Raw genomic sequence first — 17,678 nt, 5'->3', positions numbered from 1 at the left:
AGTTGCCTTTACTGTTCGCAATCGCGAATACATCTCCGTATACACACTTTCCGAAAGGGCCGTAGATGCCTGCTGTCTCGAAGCGCATGTCCGTCAAGCGCGTCATGGTCGTTCCCGCAGCACTGGCTGCATTGAGCCTGGTTGCCACTGCCTGCGGTAGCAAGGCGAGCGACACCACCACCGCCGAGGGCGGCGGGGGCTCGTCCACCTCGTGTGTGGACACCTCCGGTGACACCATCAAGGTCGGCTCGCTCAACTCCCTGTCCGGCACGATGGCGATCAGCGAAGTGACAGTGCGTGATTCGATCGCACTGGCCGTCGAGCAGATCAACGCGGCCGGTGGCGTCAACGGAAAGCAGATCGAGGTCGTCGCAGAGGACGGCGCATCCGAGCCGACCGTGTTCGCCGAGAAGGCCGAGAAGCTGATCAGCAGCGATTGTGTCGCAGCCGTTTTCGGTGGCTGGACGTCATCGTCGCGCAAGGCGATGCTGCCGGTGTTCGAGGACAACGACGCTCTCCTCTACTACCCCGTGCAGTACGAGGGCCTCGAGGCGTCGAAGAACATCTTCTACACCGGAGCCACCACCAACCAGCAGATCATCCCGGCCCTGGACTACCTGAAGGAGAAGGGCGTCAAGTCCCTCTACCTGGTGGGCAGCGACTACGTGTTCCCGCAGACCGCCAACCGCGAGATCAAGGCGTATGCGGCCGCCAACGGTATCGAGATAAAGGGCGAGGATTACACCCCGCTCGGTTCGACGGACTTCTCCACCATCGTCAACAAGGTGCGCTCCGCCGACGCCGATGCCGTGTTCAACACGCTCAACGGTGATTCCAACGTTGCATTCTTCCGTGAGTACACCAACGCCGGCCTGAAAGCTGCTGACATGCCGGTCATCTCGGTGTCCATCGCCGAGGAAGAGGTGGCGGGCATCGGAGCCGCGAACATCGCGGGCCAGCTGACTGCCTGGAACTACTACCAGACCGTCGACAGCCCGGAGAACACCAAGTTCGTCGCCGACTACAAGGCGAAGTACGGTGCCGACAAGCCCACCTCGGACCCCATGGAAGCCGCGTACACCTCGGTCTACCTGTGGAAGAACACCGTCGAGAAGGCAAATTCGTTCGCGGTGGCCGACATTCAGGCCGCAGCCGACGGTGTCAGCTTCGCCGCTCCCGAGGGCGAGGTCGTCATCGACGGCGACAACCACCACATCTCCAAGACCGCCCGCATTGGTGAGATCCGGCCCGACGGCTTGATCTACACGGTGTGGGAGTCCCCCGAGGCCATCGCTCCCGACCCGTTCCTCGAGACCTACGACTGGGCCTCCGACCTCAACTGACCACCACCCATGTGAGTGGAACTTCGTAGCCTGCTACGAAGTTCCACTCACATGCTCCGAAGGAGCTCCCCCATGGACGTCGTGATCGGACAGTTGTTCACCGGCCTGTCGATCGGATCCATTCTCTTGCTCGCCGCCCTCGGGCTCTCACTGACGTTCGGTCAGATGGGCGTCATCAACATGGCGCACGGCGAGTTCATCATGGCCGGCTCGTACACGGCTTACGTAGTGCAGCAGATCGTCTCGACCGGCGGCGCATCACTGTTCATCTCGCTGATCGTCGGCTTCCTCGTCGGCGGCGCGATGGGTGTGCTGCTCGAGGTGACGCTGATCCAGCGCATGTACCACCGCCCACTGGACACCCTGCTCGTCACGTTCGGCGTCGGGCTCATCCTGCAGCAGCTCGCTCGCGACATCTTCGGTGCCCCGGCGGTCAACGTCGTCTCGCCGGAATGGCTGAGCGGCGGCGTCGACATCCTCGGTGCCGTGGTGCCCAAGACCCGAATCTTCATTCTCGTGCTGGCGGTCGTCGCCGTTGTCGCACTGTCGATCGCGCTGAAGAAGACCGCAATGGGTCGACGCATCCGCGCGGTGGTGCAGAACCGCGATCTCGCGGAAACCTCGGGCATTTCGAGCCGCCGGACCGACATCTCGACGTTCTTCCTCGGCTCCGGTTTGGCGGGCGTCGCGGGTGTGGCACTGACTCTGATCGGATCCACGAGTTCCACTGTGGGACAGAGCTACCTGATCGACGCCTTCCTGGTGGTCGTCGTCGGTGGACTCGGCCAGATCAAGGGCGCGGTGATCGCCGCCTTCGCCCTCGGAATCCTCAACTCGTTCATCGAATACAGCACCACGGCCTCGATCGCCAAGGTCATCGTGTTCGTCCTCATCGTGATCTTCCTGCAGGCCCGCCCGCAGGGCTTGTTCGCCGTCAAGACAAGGAGCCTGGTATGAGCGAGTTCATCTCCAAGCGCGGCGCTCTGCTCGGTTTCGCGCTCGCCGCAATCCTGTTGTTCGCTGTGGCACCCGCCGTCCTCAGCGACTTCCGGTTGAATCTGCTGGGCAAGTTCATCTGCTACGCAATTGTGGCTGTCGGTATCGGATTGGCCTGGGGCCGAGGCGGAATGCTCACCCTCGGCCAGGGTGTCTTCTTCGGCATCGGTGCCTACATCATGGCCATGCATCTGAAGATCTCCGACGCCGATCTGCGCGGCGACGCGGTACCGGACTTCATGTCCATCGCCGGCATCCGTGAATTGCCCTCGTACTGGCTGCCGTTCACCTCGCCCATCACGACGATCCTGGGCATCCTGTTCGTGCCGGCACTGGTGGCGCTGGTGCTCGGCCTCGGCGTGTTCAAGCGTCGCGTCAAGGGCGCGTACTTCGCGATCCTCAGTCAGGCACTGGCCGCCGCCTTCGCGATCCTGCTCATCGGACAGCAGACCACCGGTGGATCCAACGGGCTCAACAGGTTCCGCACGTTCTTCGGGTTCAACCTCAACGACCCCGCCAACAAGCAGATGCTGTTCTTCATCGCTGCGGGCGTACTGCTCGTCGTCGTCGCCATCACCCGCCAGCTGATGTATTCGCGCTACGGCGAACTACTGGTGGCCGTCCGTGATCAGGAAGAGCGAGTGCGCTTCCTCGGCTACGACCCGGCGAACGTGAAGATCGTCGCGTACGTGGCCGCAGCGTTCTTCGCCGGTCTCGCCGGTGCGCTGTTCGTCCCGATCGTCGGCATCATCTCCCCCAACGACGTCGGCATCGTTCCGTCCATCGCGTTTCTCATCGGCGTTGCCATCGGCGGGCGCACCACCCTGCTCGGCCCGGTTCTCGGCGCGCTCGGAGTCGCATGGGCGCAGACCACGCTGTCCGAGCAGTTCCCGTCCGGTTGGACGTATGCGCAGGGTCTGCTGTTCGTCGTGGTCGTCGGATTCTTCCCCGCCGGCATCGCCGGACTCTTCGCACTGCGCAAGCGAAAGAAAGAGCCCGAATCGGTCCCCAAGGCCAGCGCGGAACCAGAGAAAGAGCTCGCACGATGATCCACGTCGAAGGCCCGCAGCCCACGTTCGGCGGCAACGCCGGCATGTCCAGTCAGTACCTCGAAGTCCGCGATCTGACAGTCAGTTTCGACGGCTTCAAGGCCAACACCAACGTCGATCTGACGCTGATGCAGGGCGATCTTCGCTTCCTCATCGGACCGAACGGAGCCGGCAAGACCACGCTGATCGACGCCATCACCGGACTCGTTCCGGCCACTGGCTCGGTCACCAAGTCCGGAGTGGAACTGCTGGGCAAGAAGGTGCATCAGATCGCGCGCCTCGGCATCGGCCGAACCTTTCAGACCGCCAGCATCTTCGAGAATCTGACGGTGCTGCAGAACCTGGACATCGCCGCCGGATCCGGACGATCGGTGCTGACGATGCTGCGCCGTCGGGCATCGGTTCTGCCCCAGATCGAGGAGGCCCTCGAGACGATCGGTCTGACGGCCCAGAGAGACAAGGCCGCAGGAATTCTGGCGCACGGCCAGAAGCAGTGGCTCGAGATCGGAATGTTGTTGGTGCAGAACGCCGATGTGCTTCTGCTCGACGAGCCGGTCGCCGGCATGAGCCACGAGGAACGTGAGGAGACGGGCCAGCTGCTGCAACGCATCGGCGGTGAACGGACCGTGGTGGTGGTCGAGCACGATATGGACTTCATGCGGATGTTCGCGACCTCGGTGACAGTGCTGGCGGCCGGACGCGTTCTGGCCGAGGGCACCGTGGCCGAGGTGCAGGCCGATCCGAAGGTTCAGCAGGTCTACCTCGGCACCGCCGCGGCGGGCGAGGAACTCGAGCACATCGCAGAAGAGGGAGCCGATCATGCTTGAACTGGTCGACGTCAGAACAGGTTACGGCCGCAGCGAGGTCGTTCACGGTGCGTCGCTGACGGTTCCGGCCGACGGTGTCGCGGCGGTGATGGGCCACAACGGTGCGGGCAAGACGACGCTGCTGCGCGCGGCGGTCGGGCTGTTGAAAGTGAACTCGGGCAAGGTCATGTTCGACGGTGAGGACGTCAGTGCGTTGCGGCCCAGCGCCCGCGTCGCCCGGGGTCTGGCGTACGTGCCACAGGGCCAGCAGTCGTTCGGTCAGTTGACGACAGCGGAGAATCTGCAGGTGGTGGCCGACGGGCGCAAGCGCGGCAAGGCACTGATCGACGAGGCACTCGACCTCTTTCCGGCGCTGAAGGAATTGCTGAATCGCAGAGCCGGCCTGCTGTCCGGCGGCCAGCGCCAACAGCTCGCCATCGCAAGAGCCTTGATCACCGAACCGCGGATGCTGATTCTCGACGAGCCGACCGAGGGCATTCAGCCGTCTGTCGTCGCCGAGATCGAGCGCACCGTCATCGAGCTCACCCGCCGCGGCGGTCTCGGAGTGCTGTTGGTGGAGCAGCACATCGGCTTCGCATTGGAATCTGCCCAGAAGTACTACATTCTCGAGGCCGGCCGGATCACGTCCACCGGTGTGGGCGGATCCGATTCCGAGGCCGACGTGCGCGCAGCCATGGCGATCTGACCGGGCTTATCGTGCCGCGCAAGGACCTTCGCGAGAAGGTCTATTCGTCACTGCGCCGGGATCTGATCTCCGGTGCGATCGGCTCCACGGAACGGCTCGGCGAGGAGCGTCTCGCCGAGCTGTACGGCGTCTCGCGCACTCCTGTGCGGGAGGCGCTGGCACGTCTGCAAGCCGACGGTCTGGTCGTGCGCGACGAGGCCGGTCTGCATCCCTATCGTCCCCGGCTCGGCGATCTACCGGATCTGTACGAACTGCGGTCGACTCTCGAGTCCCGCGGAATCACTCGCTCGACGCCGCAGTCCTTCGATCGGGCTGCCTTGTCGGCGTTGGCGGCGACGTGGGCCGGGTTGCGTGCGCACCCACCGGAGACCACCGACGACATGGTCGCCATGGACGAGCAGTTCCATGTCGCGTTGTCGGCCGCGTCGGGCAATGCGGCTCTGACCGAGGCCCTGTGCGCCGTCAACGCCAAGGTGCGGCCCGTGCGTATTCTCGGTGGTCTCGACGCCTCGGCCGTGGTCTCGGCGATCGATGAACATCTCGCGATCGTCGAGCACCTACTGGCCGGGCAGCTGGACACGGCGCTGGATACGCTTGTTGCACATATCGATTCGTCCCGCGACCGAGTGGTCGAGCGCGCCCGTCAGGCCGCGGCACTGGCCGGCGCGGTCCGAATCTGACGCGTCAGTTGGCATCCGACAAGATTCGGTCGATGTCGTCGAGCACGGTTTGTCCGCCCATGGGCCCGACGCCGGTGATCCAGTACGACAGGTCCACCGCATGCGGATTGGGCAGTGTCGCAGCGTTAGCGGTGATCGACGCCGGGATGGCGGCGGGGTCCGACGGGTTGTCGGCGGTGACGACGATCAGGTCCGCTGCCGCCTGAGCCGCGAGCTCGGGCGAGAGGTCGACCGAGATCTCGTCGGCCCATTCCGGCCGCGGCGGGGTGGTGAATCCGGCGCATTCGAGCGTGCTTCCGGCGAACGACGACGGCCCGTACAGGGTCAGCTCACCACTTCGCGGCCTGATCAGTTGCGCTGTTTTCCCGGCGGTGTCGTGCTTTTCGGCGATCTGGGCGCACCGGTCGTCGTATGCGGTGAGCAGTTCCTCGGCCTTCGCCTCCTTGCCGAGAACGCGCCCGACGAATCGGACACTGTCGCGCCACGGATCGGACTGGGAGGCGATGAACACCGTCGGCGCGATGGCGGAGAGTTGGTCGTAGTACTGCGCGTGCCGAGTCTCCGTCCCGAGAATGAGGTCGGGTTGCGCGGCAGCAATGTCCTCGATGGTCGGTTCGGCCACCGTGCCGACCGTGGCGATGCCGGCCGCTTCCGTACCGAGATAGGCCGGCACACCGGCGGTTTCGCTGAGCACCGCCGTGCCGACGGGCACGATGCCGAGCGCGACCGTGGTGTCGAGTTCCACCGGTTCCAGGGTGACGACCCGCAGAGGATTGTCGGGAACGTCGATCGAGCCTCGAACGGTCTCGACCGTTCGAGTCGCTTCGCCGGCGGACCCGTCGGCGGTATCGGCCGACGAGCATGCCGTCGCTCCTGCCGCCACCGCGAGCGCGGTGATGGCCAACGCTGTCAGACCGAGCTTGAACTGCACCACTTCGAGGGACCTCCGGGTAGAACAATGCGAGACACAAAAGAGGTTAGCCTACCCTGCAAGGCGTTGCGAACCGCGTCCCCGGACGGCGGAGCTACCAGTCGGTAGGATGTGATCGTGACCACTCCTCGCATTCCGTCCGGTACCGCCCGCACTCTCGGCCCCGTCAACTGGGTCATCTGCAAGGTCATCGCCAAAGGCGCGGGAGTACCCAACCCCCACCTGTTCACCACTCTCGGTCGAACCGGTGGCCTGTACCGGGCGTGGCTGTTCTACAGCGGCCATCTGATGCCGGGCGGAAAGATCTCCCGCAAGGAATCGGAAATGGTGATTCTCCGGGTGGCGCACCTGCGCGAATCGGCATACGAGATGGACCACCACATCCGCCTGGGCCGTCGAGCCGGCATCGACCGAGACCTGCTCGAGCTGATCATGACCGGCCCGCACGCCCCTGGGCTGTCTACTCGCTACCGCACCATCCTCACTGCCGTCGACGAGCTGATCGAGACCAAGACGCTCACCGACGCCACGTGGTCCGAACTGGCGACCCAGTTCGACGAACGTCGCCTCATCGAATTCGTCTTACTGGTCACCCAATACGACGGGCTGGCAACCACATTGGGCACCCTCCGCGTCGAACGCGACTACGGCGACCGGCCACCACGACGATGAAAGAGACACCCGAGACTGCACTGCGCCGCGCTCTGGCGATGATCGAACCGGAGTCGGTGCGCACGAGCGCCCGGATCGACGGCGGCTACGTCGAACTCATGGGCGACGCCAAAGCCCCCAATCCCACGATGGCCAGCCGAGCGATGAACAACCGCGGTGTCGCGGCGATCTACGAGAACATGTGGCGCCCGTTCGGAGTATCGATGATGGGCATCGGCGGGCTGCCCATGTCCGCCGAACGCGCCAAGGCCGTCGCCGATCTGCGGCTACGCGGGCCGCAGCGAGTCCTGGACGTCGCCTGCGGCCCCGGCAACTTCACCAGGTTCCTGTCGGAGCAGCTGACCGAGGACGGTATCGCCGTCGGCTTCGATATCTCCGAGGCCATGATCGCTCGCGCAGTGCGCGACAATCGGGGGCCGCGTGCGGCGTACGTTCGCGGCGATGCGGCCGAACTCCCGTACGCCGACGCGACATTCGACGCCGTATGCTGTTATGCCGCACTGTATCTCGTGCCACATCCACTGCAGGTGGTCGACGAGCTCATCCGCGTCCTGCGACCGGGTGGACGCATCGCCATCATGACCAGCTGTCAACTGGGCCTGGCACCGCTGCGTACCGTCGTCGGCCTGGGATCTGCCGCCGTCGGGGTACGCATGTTCCCGAAGGGGCAGTTCACCGAGATGTTCGCCGCTGCGGGCATGACCGACATCGAGCAGGACATCCGCGGTCTCGCCCAATTCGTCAGTGCCACCAAGAATTAGCGCTACCGACCCTGCTGTACCCCCGGCAATGCGAGACCTGACCGTGGTCAAGAACGAACCGGAAGGGCTTTTTACTGATACTTTGGCAAACAGACCGATCAGACTGGGAGCCACACAGTGACACACGCACCGGACCGTACTCGTATCGAGTTTCCCGATATCTCTTCTCGCACTTGGGAACACCCTTCGGACCGAGCAGCCTTGGTCACTCTTCGCACCCTCAAGGGCTTCGACACGGTGCTGCGAACGCTGTCCGGACTGCTGCGCGAGAGACAGCACCGCCTGATGTACTTGGCCACCGCGGTGCGCGTCGACGAACGCCAGTTCAAGGATCTGAACGATCTTCGAGCCGATTGTGTGCAGATTCTCGGCGCGGAGGAAACTCCGGAGCTGTTCGTGGTTCAGTCGCCGATGGTCAACGCGTTCACCATCGGGATGGATCGACCGTTCATCGTCCTGACCACCGGCATGCTCGACATCATGACCTACGAGGAACAGCGATTCGTGGTCGGCCACGAACTGGGCCACGCCCTGTCCGGCCACGCGGTGTACCGCACCGTTCTCATGCACCTGATGCGCCTCGCCGGCACGGTCGGCTGGGTTCCGGTGGGCGGCTGGGCCTTGCGCGCGGTCATCGCGGGGCTGATGGAATGGCAGCGCAAATCCGAATTATCCGGCGACAGAGCAGGTTTGCTGTGCGGACAGGATGTGCACACCGCGATCAGCGTGCAGCTCAAGTTGGCGGGCGGCGCACGTATCAGCGAAATCGACGTCGACGCCTTCCTCGCTCAGGCCGCCGAGTACGAGGCCAGTGGAGATCTGCGCGACGGCGTGCTCAAGCTGCTCAATCTCGAACTCCTCTCGCACCCGTTCTCGGTGCTGCGAGCTGCGGAACTGAAGAAGTGGGTCGACACCGGCGAGTACGCGGCGGTCCTTCGTGGCGACTACCCACGCCGGTCCACCGACCACGAGGCCAAGGTGTCGGAGGAGTTCCGTAACGCGGCCCGCACGTACAAAAACAACTTCGACACGTCGGAGGACCCGCTGATCAAGACGGTCCGCGACATCGGCAGCGGCTTCACCGGTGCCGTCGACGCCGTCGGCAACGGAATCGGCGACGTGGCGTCGGACATCAAGGGCAGGTTCGATCACTGGCGAAAGTCCTAGCACCCCAGAACGAAGCGAACGGCGGCGACCACCGAGGTGGTCGCCGCCGTTCGTCGTTCTACAGCAGAGATCAGAAGTTGATCATGTGGCCTGCGAGGCCGTGGATCGCTTCCTGCAGTGCCTCCGACAGCGTCGGGTGCGTGTGGACGTTGCGGGCCAGCTCGTTGACCGTCAGGTCCCACTTCTGGGCCAGGGTCAGCTCCGGCAGCAGCTCCGAGACGTCCGGTCCGATGAGGTGGCCACCGAGCAGCTCACCGTGCTCGGTGTCGGCGATGAGCTTGACGAAGCCCGTCGCGTCGCCCAGGCCGTGTGCCTTGCCGTTGGCGGCGAACGGGAAGTTCGCGACCTTGATGTCGGATCCACGAGCCTGCGCTTCTTCGCGGGCCTGGTCCTCGGTCAGACCGAAGCTGGCGACCTGCGGCTGGCAGAACGTGGCGCGTGGCATCATCCGGTAGTCGTCGATCGGCAATGTCTCTGCGCCGCCGATGGTTTCGGCAGCCACCACGGCCTGCGCCTCCGCCACGTGGGCGAGCTGGAGCTTGGCGGTGACGTCGCCGATGGCGTAGATGTGCGGGACGTTGGTCTGCATCGTGTTCGTGATGCCGATGGCACCGCGATCGGTGAGCTCGACACCGGTCTTCTCGAGACCGAAGCCCTCGACGCGAGGAGCGAATCCGACGGACTGCATCACCTTGTCGACGGTGAAGGTCTCGCTCTCACCGGACTTGTTGTGCTTGATCTCGACGGTGACCTTGGAGCCGTCGTCGTCGATGCTCTGCACACCTGCGCCGGTGATGACCTTGACGCCGAGCTTCTTGTACTGCTTCTCGATCTCCTTCGAGACGTCCTTGTCCTCGTTGGGGAGCGCGCGATCGAGGAACTCGACGATGGTGACGTCGACTCCGTAGTTCTTCAGGACGTACCCGAATTCCATACCGATGGCACCCGCGCCGACGATGAGGATCGAGCCCGGCAGATCCTTGGTCATGATCTGCTCTTCGTACGTGACGACGTTCTTGCTGAGCTCGGTTCCCGGGAGCAGCTTGGTGGTGCTGCCGGTCGCGATGATCGCGTTGTCGAACGTGATCGTCTCGGTGCCGCCCTTGGACAGTTCGACCTCGATGGTGTTGGCATCGGTGAACGTGCCCTGGCCGTCGTACTCGGGGATCTTGTTCTTCTTCATCAAGAAGTGGATGCCCTTGACGCGTCCGTCCGCGACCTTGCGGCTGCGGTCGAATGCTGCGCCGAAGTCGAAGGATGCTTCACCCGAGATACCGAACAGCTTGGCCTCTTTGGTGAAGAGGTGCGCCAGCTCGGCGTTACGGAGAAGCGCCTTCGAGGGGATGCAGCCCACGTTGAGGCACACACCGCCCCAATACTTCTTCTCGATGATGGCAGTGCTGAGTCCGAGTTGTGCCGCGCGGATAGCAGCGACGTACCCACCGGGACCGGCTCCGAGGACAACGACGTCATAGTGTGAGGTCACGAGTCCCCAGCGTAGTCGTGCCCTTCGACACTGTCTCGACCTGGTCTTCGTTACCAGCCGGTAGCCTCGCACGCGTCCTGCACCCGACCGCACGTGTGCTGCTAGAACTGTGCCATGGCTTTCTCGGACGACCCGTACCTCTGGCTCGAAGACGTCACCGGCGACGACGCACTCGCGTGGGTACGCGAGAAGAACGAGGTGACGATCGAGGCGCTGGCAGGCGAGCGTTTCGACGCCACCGTGGCGGGTGTACGCGAGATTCTCGACACCGATGCGCGGATCCCGTACGCACGCAGGCGCGGGCAGTTCCTCTACAACTTCTGGCGCGACGCCGAGCACATCCGCGGGGTGTGGCGGCGCACCACGATGGACGAGTACCGCACGGACGAACCCGCATGGGACGTCCTGCTCGATCTCGATGCCCTGGCCGCCGACGAGGGCGAGAACTGGGTATGGGGCGGCGCTCAGGTACTGCGCCCCGACCAGCTGCGCGCTTTGGTGACGCTGTCCCGAGGCGGTGCCGACGCGACGGTGGTACGCGAGTTCGATCTCGACTCCCGCACATTCCGCGCTGCGGAGGACGGCGGTTTCACGCTGCCCGAGGCCAAGACCGACATCGGCTGGATCGACGTCGACACAGTGTTCGTCGGCACCGATTTCGGACCGGGGTCCCTGACCGAATCCGGCTATCCGCGGATCACCAAGAGATGGCACCGAGGCACCCCGCTCGCCGACGCGGAGACCGTCTACGAGGGCGAATCCCAGGACATCTCGATCTCCGCGTGGCACGACCGCACGCCGGGATTCGAGCGCGACTTCGTGCAGCGGTCCACCGACTTCTACAACTCCGAGACCTACGTGCTCGACGGTACGGCGGTGACCCGCATTCCGACGCCGACGGACGCATCGACGTCGGTCCACGAGAACTGGCTGCTGGTTCGGACGATGACCGAGTGGACCTACGACGGTGTCACCCATCCGGCGGGCGCGCTGCTCGCGGCCGACTTCGACGAATTCATGAGCGGCACAGCATCTCTGACGGTTCTGTTCACTCCCGACGAGCACACATCCCTGCATCAGTACGCCTGGACCGAGAATCATCTGCTGCTGGTGACGCTGCAGGATGTCCGCACTCGTCTGCATGTGCTCACCCCTCGTGCGCGTTTTGCGTACCTGGAGGGGCGCAAAACGCGCACGACGGAGTGGGACACGGCCACCGTCGACGGGTTGTCGGAGTTGGCGTCGACCGAGATCATCGGTACGGACGCCGAGGAGAACGGGGACGAGTTCTTCCTCGGCTCCTCGGGTTACCTCACCCCGGCCACGCTGCTGGTCGGCACGGTCGGCGGCGCGCTCGAGGTACTCAAGCAGGCTCCCGCTTTCTTCGACGCGGACGGCATGACCGTGCAACAGTTCTTCGCGGAGTCGGACGACGGCACCGCGATCCCCTACTTCGTCGTCCGACGCGGCGACGCAGGCCCCGGCCCCACACTGCTGTACGGCTACGGCGGCTTCGAGATCTCGATGACGCCCGGCTACAGCGGAGCGATGGGTCGAACGTGGCTCGAGCGCGGCGGCACCTACGTCGTCGCCAACGTCCGCGGCGGCGGCGAGTACGGACCGTCCTGGCACACCCAGGTGTTGCGAGCGGGCCGGCATCTGGTCCACGAGGACTTCGCCGCGGTCGCCCGCGACCTGGTGGCCCGAGGGATCACCACCGCCGATCGCTTGGCCGCCCAGGGCGGCAGCAACGGCGGCCTGCTGATGGGCATCATGGAAACGAAGTACCCGGAACTGTTCGGGGCGTTGGTATGTCAGGTCCCGCTACTGGACATGAAGCGGTACCACCTGTTGCTCGCGGGAGCATCCTGGGTGGCCGAGTACGGCAACCCCGACGACCCCGCCGAATGGGAGTTCATCTCGCAGTACTCCCCGTACCAGAACGTCGTGGCCGCGTCCGAGCGGAAGTACCCACCGATACTCATCGCCACGTCCACCCGAGACGATCGAGTCCATCCCGGACACGCGCGCAAGATGGCTGCGCGGCTGGCCGAGCTCGGTCAGGACGTGAGCTACTACGAGAACATCGAGGGCGGCCACGGCGGGGCGTCGGACAATGCGCAGCTGGCTTTCAAGACCGCACTGACGTACGAGTTCCTGTGGCGGCACCTCGAGAGCCGGTGATGTCAGTCGGCCAGAGCCTGCTCGAACATCGGCCAGGAATTGTGGAGATCGTCCTGCCAGTATCCCCAGGAGTGCGTCCCGCGTTCCCGTAGCTCGAAATGGGCTGGTATATCCAGCTTTTCGAGAGCGCTCTTCAGTCGACGGGTGCAGTCGCCGGTGGCGACCTCGATGGCGCCGCCCACCACCATCTGGTTCAGCAGCACGAAACCGGGGCCGTTGGGGTTGGTTCCGTCGAAGGTGTCCGATGCCCCCGCCAGGCCACTGCCGTTGGAGATGTACAGCGCGGTGCCGCGCAGCTTGTCGGCGTTGACGACAGCGTCGTTGTGCACCCAGTCGAGGTCGTCGTCCGCGCCCCACATGTTCTTCACGTCGGTTCCGAGCGCCATCGATACGACGGTCTTGACGTACGCGCGACCCAACGGATCGGTGGTCGAGGCGCAGCCGCTGTAGGAGCCGACCGCCCGGAAGAGACCGGGGTTGTGTGCCGCCAGATTGAGCACCGACGTCGCAGCCATCGAGATTCCGGCAATGACGTTGCGGCCGTTGGTCTTCAGCAGTTGGTCGACGAGTGGAGGCAGTTCACGGGTAAGGAAGGTCTCCCACTTGTTGCGGCCGAGCACGCGATCGTCTCGCTGCCAGTCCGTGTAGTAGGAATAGGCCCCGCCGACGGGTGTGACCACATTGACGTTCTTGTCCGCGAAGAACGACACGACATCGGTCTGGGTGTACCAGTCCATACCGTCCACCCCACCGCCCGCGCCGTTGAGCAGATACACGGTGGGGCTCGGCTTCGCGCGGTCCGGAGAGCGAAGGATCTTCAGCGGGATGGTCCGATCCATCGCGGCCGAATGCACGAACGCCGTCATGGCGACTGCGTCGGTCTCCTCCGTGCGCACCACGTACGACGTCGACGCGTTGTCCGCGTCGGGCGCGGCGAGGGCCGTGCCCTGCGAGGCCGACGCAGCGATACACGCGGCCACGAGCACAGCCCTACCGATCCGACGAGCTGTAGCCCCCAGGCCGTTCATACACGTGCTCGCTATCTTCGGCAGAACAGAAGTTGAGTCACTAGCGTTGTACACCAGAACGGGCGCGGAGTTGGAACTTATCGCATGAATTAATCCAAACGACCGTATCGTACGGCTCGGGGTTGTGTCAGCGGTGCATCCACCGCTCGACCAGGTCGGCCACCGCGGTGGGATTGCGGATCCACCCGTTGTGGCCCAGCGGCTCGTCGATGTGTTCGGTGGTGATGTCGGCGTTGGCAAGCTTGGCCGTCAGATTCTCCATCGAACCCTTGGGTGCCAGATCGTCGCCCTCGATGGTCACTGCCAGCACCGGTAGGGTCAGCCGGCCCATCCGTTCCTCGTAGTCGATGTCGGCACCGGCCGGCTCGATCGAGCCCGTTCGGGCGAACCTCGACCAGTCGTCGATCAACACTCGTGATTGACGGCCGAATCCGCCGACGCCGATGCGGTCCCCCGGCCAGAATCCGGCGATGTTGCTGGTGATCGCCATCGCCGCCGCGCCGAAGTAGAGCGGGACCCCGCGAGTGGTGCCGAAACCGCGGTGGTACGGCGACCCGGATGCCACCAGGATCAAGCCACCGAGCCTGCCTCGAATTCGGGCGGCGTACATCGCGCCCAGTTGTCCGCCCATACTGTGGCCGAGCAGATACGGGGTTGCGGCGGGAAACTGCTCGCGCACCACCTCGAAGATCGCCGGAAAGTCGACCGAGACCAGTTCCTGATATCCGTACCTGCTCGACGAGCTCGGCTTCGGCTTACTGTCCCCCTGGCCCCGAAGATCGCCGATCGCAGCATGGAATCCGCGGGCGACGAGCGCTTCGGCGAACAGCCGGTAGTAGCCGCCGGGGATGCCGAGACCCGGGAGAACGACGATGACGGGCGCATCGTCTCGGCCCTCACTCGGAAACAGCGTCACCGGCACCGTCGAACCGTCGGGCATCTGAATCGGAACCGTCTGCATCGGCCAACCCTATGACGGGTGCGACCGCACCCGCCCCAGGGCACTACCTCACAGGATGATCGGGTGGTAGCTACCGGTCGACCAGCTGAACCAGAACAGTTGACTGTTGATGAATCCGACTATGGCTTCGAGCATGGTGCCCCCTCTACTACCGTCGATACCGAGCGCATCGACGATGAGGCTCAGGTCTACCCGGTCGGCGGCGAATCATCGACCGCTGGAGGATATTTCGGTCGAACGAATGACACTTCGAAACCAAGAAAGCCGGGCCCGACGGTAAGTCGGGCCCGGCTTCGGGGTCGCGCTTCAGCTGGGAAGCGTGCCGGGGATGTTGACGACCGAACCTGTTCCTTCGGAGCTGCCGACAGCGAGCAACTGCAGCAACAGCGAGAGAAATTCCATCAAAACTCCTTCGAGAGAGGGGGATTCGCCGCCGACGCGGCGTCGCGAGCCTTACTGTTCATCGATTCGGCTCCGGTCTGCCGTCCTGGCCGAGGCCTACGGCGCGGAGCCGGGATGTCAGTCGGAGGAAGAACTGATACCCGAGAAGAGCTGGATGAAGATTGCCAAGAGGTCACCGAGTTCAGCGGACATGCGACAGGCTCCTTGTTGTTCGAGGGATGTGCAGATCGAACGTGACGGTCGTCACTCGATTACCTCTGCATGAAGATTTCTACCCGAACGGATAACGTTTCGTACACGCATTGGCATCGAAAAGTCAGAAATCTTGGTGAGCTGTCACAAAACGGTCACGGAGACGAAAAGTCGCGGCCGCCCCCGACAGCGACCGCGACTCGTGGACCGACGAATTACGCGGCGCTACCCGACGTCAGCACGCCGACGATCTGCTCGACGATCGCGTCGACGATGCCGTCGTAGACTCCGGTTGCAATGTCGGTGATGAACTGCGCAGCTGAACCCATGAGAACTCCTGATGCTCGTCTCTTCGTACAGCCGTAGGTAATACGGCCTACCACTTTCCTACCGCAACCACCGTCGCGGTGCACAACGCGGCACGAACTCACTGCGCGGATACCGAAGCGACGCAGGACGTTCACCGAGCAGACCCCGGTATGTAGCCCAGAATTATTCTCCGAGCACGTCTTTCGCGCGACCGACGAGCAACGGGTCTGTTTCGCCCACGATCTCGGAGTCCTTGTTGGCGTAGTCGAACTTGTTGAGCACGAACCGCATCGCGTTGATCCGCGCGCGCTTCTTGTCGTTGCTCTTCACCACGGTCCACGGTGCTACGTCGGTATCGGTGGCGCGGAAGTTCTCTTCCTTCGCAGCGGTGTACGCATCCCACTTGTCCAGTGACGCAAGATCCATCGGCGACAGTTTCCACTGCCGTACCGGATCCACCTGCCGGATCGCGAAGCGAGTGCGCTGCTCGTGCTGCGACACCGAGAACCAGAACTTGGTCAAGCTGATGCCCTCGTCCACCAACATCTGCTCGAACAGCGGTGCCTGCCGAACGAACTGTGCATGCTGCTCCTCGGTGCAGAACCCCATGACCCGTTCGACACCGGCACGGTTGTACCAAGACCTGTCGAACATCACAATTTCGCCGGCCGCAGGCAGATGCCCGATGTACCGCTGGAAATACCACTCCGTCGACTCCCGCACCGACGGCTTCTCCAACGCGACGACGCGTGCGCCGCGGGGGTTGAGGTGCTCCATGAACCGCTTGATCGTGCCGCCCTTACCGGCGGCGTCGCGACCCTCGAAGATGATGACGTGTCGTCGTCCGGTGTCCTTGGACCACATCTGCAGCTTGAGCAGTTCGATTTGCAGCAGCCGCTTTTCGAGTTCGTACTCGGCGCGGGTCATACGCTCGTCGTAGGGGTAGTTCTCCCGCCACGTGTCGACGACGTGACCGCCCGGGACCGTCAGCAGCACCGGGTCGTCGTCATCGGAGTCGTCGACGACGAACCCCGAAGTATCGGCAAGATCCACGGCGGTCGTGATGTCCCGCACGTCGCTGAGATTCTTGCGTGCAGCCACGCCGTTGCGGAGATCGAAGTCGGTCATGCGCCGAAAGTTAGTGCTCATCGGTGACCGGTCCATGGCGATTCGGTGAACACCGAGCGCAACCGGACGCATCGGACACGCTTCCGGTCTGCAAGGGGGACGGACCGGAAGCGACCGACACATCCGACCGTAATCCTCGCGCCGACAACAGGTCGAGTGTCTGCGTCGTAAAAGTCACCGAACTTGTTCGGCGACCCGTTTCTCGATCGTTCGATTCTCCGGGTCGATATGGGTGAAAGCCCCGATGTGCCCACAGGCGTCGGCGACGCAGACTTCTCACCATGACATTCGAGAGCAATTCCCCCAGAGAATTCACCCTGTCCAACTCACAGAAGATGATCGGAGGCGTCTGCGGCGGTATAGCCGACTACTTCGGTTGGGACGTCAACCTCGTTCGCGTCGCCACCGTCGCCGGTGCAGTGCTCAGCGGTGGCACAGTCGTGCTGATCTACCTGGCGGCCCTGATGCTGATGCCGCGCCGCCCGTGAGCTCCCGCGACCGCGGAAAGGCCCCGCATCCTCGCCGGCGGAGGAACGGGGCCTTGCCGTCGGACTTCGCGGAATGGGGCCTAGCTGGAGCCGAAGCTACCGGTGCTTCCGCCGAACAGTCCGTCGAGAAGTTCACCGAGACCATCGGTGAGGCCACCGGTGATGGGTCCGGTGATGCCACCGTCTTCGCCGCCGCCGAGGATGGGCAGGAGGCCGGTGAGGAGATCGAGGAGCATGGGTAAGCCTTTCGAAAGACACGTCGTGGCCCGAGTCGGAAGGTGACCAGGCCACAGGAACATAACGTTCCAGACGCGATCCATTCCATCGTTTCGGACAAAAAGGACCCACCGGCTGTTTCGGGGCTCGAAAGCCGACCCGGTTCTTCACCG

Annotated in this window: 17 protein-coding genes; 11 read left to right on the top strand and 6 right to left on the bottom strand. The window is 64.0% G+C overall.

Annotated features, from left to right (window positions below; translation table 11 throughout):
• Positions 1–65 precede the first annotated feature (65 nt).
• From urtA to J2X62_RS21060, 6 genes are all read left to right on the top strand, one after another.
• On the top strand, positions 66–1,343 hold the full coding sequence (gene urtA, locus J2X62_RS21085; protein ID WP_032369802.1) for an urea ABC transporter substrate-binding protein: 1,278 nt from the start codon (positions 66–68) through the stop codon (positions 1,341–1,343).
• A 72-nt stretch (positions 1,344–1,415) separates the two neighbouring features.
• Positions 1,416–2,300 carry an urea ABC transporter permease subunit UrtB gene (gene urtB / locus J2X62_RS21080; protein ID WP_027498414.1) on the top strand — a complete coding sequence of 295 codons (885 nt, stop codon included), beginning with the start codon at positions 1,416–1,418 and terminating at the stop codon, positions 2,298–2,300.
• On the top strand, positions 2,297–3,388 hold the full coding sequence (gene urtC, locus J2X62_RS21075) for an urea ABC transporter permease subunit UrtC (RefSeq protein ID WP_310183148.1): 1,092 nt from the start codon (positions 2,297–2,299) through the stop codon (positions 3,386–3,388). The genes urtB and urtC overlap by 4 nt, the downstream gene beginning before the upstream one ends.
• The gene (urtD, locus tag J2X62_RS21070; protein WP_027498416.1) at positions 3,385–4,215 is read left to right on the top strand and encodes an urea ABC transporter ATP-binding protein UrtD; all 831 of its coding nucleotides are present in this window, start codon (positions 3,385–3,387) and stop codon (positions 4,213–4,215) included. Before urtC ends, urtD begins: the two co-directional genes overlap by 4 nt.
• Positions 4,208–4,900, top strand: coding sequence for an urea ABC transporter ATP-binding subunit UrtE (gene urtE / locus J2X62_RS21065; protein WP_032373723.1), 693 nt, complete (start codon positions 4,208–4,210; stop codon positions 4,898–4,900). The genes urtD and urtE overlap by 8 nt, the downstream gene beginning before the upstream one ends.
• An 11-nt stretch (positions 4,901–4,911) precedes the next feature.
• On the top strand, positions 4,912–5,580 hold the full coding sequence (locus tag J2X62_RS21060) for a GntR family transcriptional regulator (protein ID WP_037219573.1): 669 nt from the start codon (positions 4,912–4,914) through the stop codon (positions 5,578–5,580).
• Positions 5,581–5,584: 4 nt separating this feature from the next.
• Here the strand turns inward: J2X62_RS21060 and J2X62_RS21055 are convergent, their stop codons facing one another.
• Positions 5,585–6,514: an iron-siderophore ABC transporter substrate-binding protein gene (locus J2X62_RS21055; RefSeq protein WP_032390637.1), complete on the bottom strand. Its 930-nt coding sequence runs from the start codon at positions 6,512–6,514 to the stop codon at positions 5,585–5,587.
• Between the two features lie 108 nt (positions 6,515–6,622).
• On the opposite strand from J2X62_RS21055, the gene J2X62_RS21050 reads away from it, so the two are divergent.
• The 3 genes from J2X62_RS21050 to J2X62_RS21040 all read left to right on the top strand — a co-directional run bounded on the left by J2X62_RS21050 (position 6,623) and on the right by J2X62_RS21040 (position 9,111).
• Positions 6,623–7,183, top strand: a complete 561-nt coding sequence (locus J2X62_RS21050; protein ID WP_027498420.1) for a carboxymuconolactone decarboxylase family protein — start codon at positions 6,623–6,625, stop codon at positions 7,181–7,183.
• A complete protein-coding gene (locus tag J2X62_RS21045; RefSeq protein WP_256983310.1) occupies positions 7,180–7,944 on the top strand; it encodes a class I SAM-dependent methyltransferase in 765 nt (254 codons plus the stop codon). The genes J2X62_RS21050 and J2X62_RS21045 overlap by 4 nt, the downstream gene beginning before the upstream one ends.
• 117 nt (positions 7,945–8,061) lie before the next feature.
• Complete coding sequence (locus tag J2X62_RS21040; RefSeq protein ID WP_032365161.1) at positions 8,062–9,111, top strand: M48 family metallopeptidase; 1,050 nt, start codon at positions 8,062–8,064, stop codon at positions 9,109–9,111.
• Positions 9,112–9,181: 70 nt separating this feature from the next.
• Here the strand turns inward: J2X62_RS21040 and lpdA are convergent, their stop codons facing one another.
• On the bottom strand, positions 9,182–10,597 hold the full coding sequence (lpdA, locus tag J2X62_RS21035) for a dihydrolipoyl dehydrogenase (RefSeq protein ID WP_032365160.1): 1,416 nt from the start codon (positions 10,595–10,597) through the stop codon (positions 9,182–9,184).
• 114 nt (positions 10,598–10,711) lie between these two features.
• On the opposite strand from lpdA, the gene J2X62_RS21030 reads away from it, so the two are divergent.
• Positions 10,712–12,781, top strand: coding sequence for a prolyl oligopeptidase family serine peptidase (locus J2X62_RS21030; protein ID WP_310183141.1), 2,070 nt, complete (start codon positions 10,712–10,714; stop codon positions 12,779–12,781).
• Positions 12,782–12,783: 2 nt separating this feature from the next.
• Here J2X62_RS21030 and J2X62_RS21025 read toward each other — a convergent pair whose 3' ends face one another.
• The 3 genes from J2X62_RS21025 to ppk2 form a co-directional block, all read right to left on the bottom strand.
• Positions 12,784–13,809, bottom strand: a complete 1,026-nt coding sequence (locus tag J2X62_RS21025) for an alpha/beta hydrolase (protein ID WP_371832756.1) — start codon at positions 13,807–13,809, stop codon at positions 12,784–12,786.
• Between the two features lie 127 nt (positions 13,810–13,936).
• Entirely contained in the window at positions 13,937–14,770 is an 834-nt protein-coding gene (locus J2X62_RS21020) for an alpha/beta fold hydrolase (RefSeq protein ID WP_027498426.1), read from the bottom strand.
• A gap of 1,086 nt (positions 14,771–15,856) precedes the next feature.
• Positions 15,857–16,801, bottom strand: coding sequence for a polyphosphate kinase 2 (gene ppk2, locus J2X62_RS21015; protein WP_045840630.1), 945 nt, complete (start codon positions 16,799–16,801; stop codon positions 15,857–15,859).
• 281 nt (positions 16,802–17,082) lie between these two features.
• On the opposite strand from ppk2, the gene J2X62_RS21010 reads away from it, so the two are divergent.
• Positions 17,083–17,289, top strand: a complete 207-nt coding sequence (locus J2X62_RS21010) for a PspC domain-containing protein (protein WP_027498428.1) — start codon at positions 17,083–17,085, stop codon at positions 17,287–17,289.
• Between the two features lie 80 nt (positions 17,290–17,369).
• Here the strand turns inward: J2X62_RS21010 and J2X62_RS21005 are convergent, their stop codons facing one another.
• Positions 17,370–17,525, bottom strand: a complete 156-nt coding sequence (locus tag J2X62_RS21005) for a hypothetical protein (protein WP_179273912.1) — start codon at positions 17,523–17,525, stop codon at positions 17,370–17,372.
• Positions 17,526–17,678 lie beyond the last annotated feature (153 nt).

This window comes from Rhodococcus sp. 3258 (genome assembly GCF_031456475.1).
Taxonomy (GTDB): domain Bacteria; phylum Actinomycetota; class Actinomycetes; order Mycobacteriales; family Mycobacteriaceae; genus Rhodococcoides; species Rhodococcoides fascians.
Note: the sequence above shows the minus strand (reverse complement) of the source record. Positions and strands in the feature narration are given on the sequence as shown.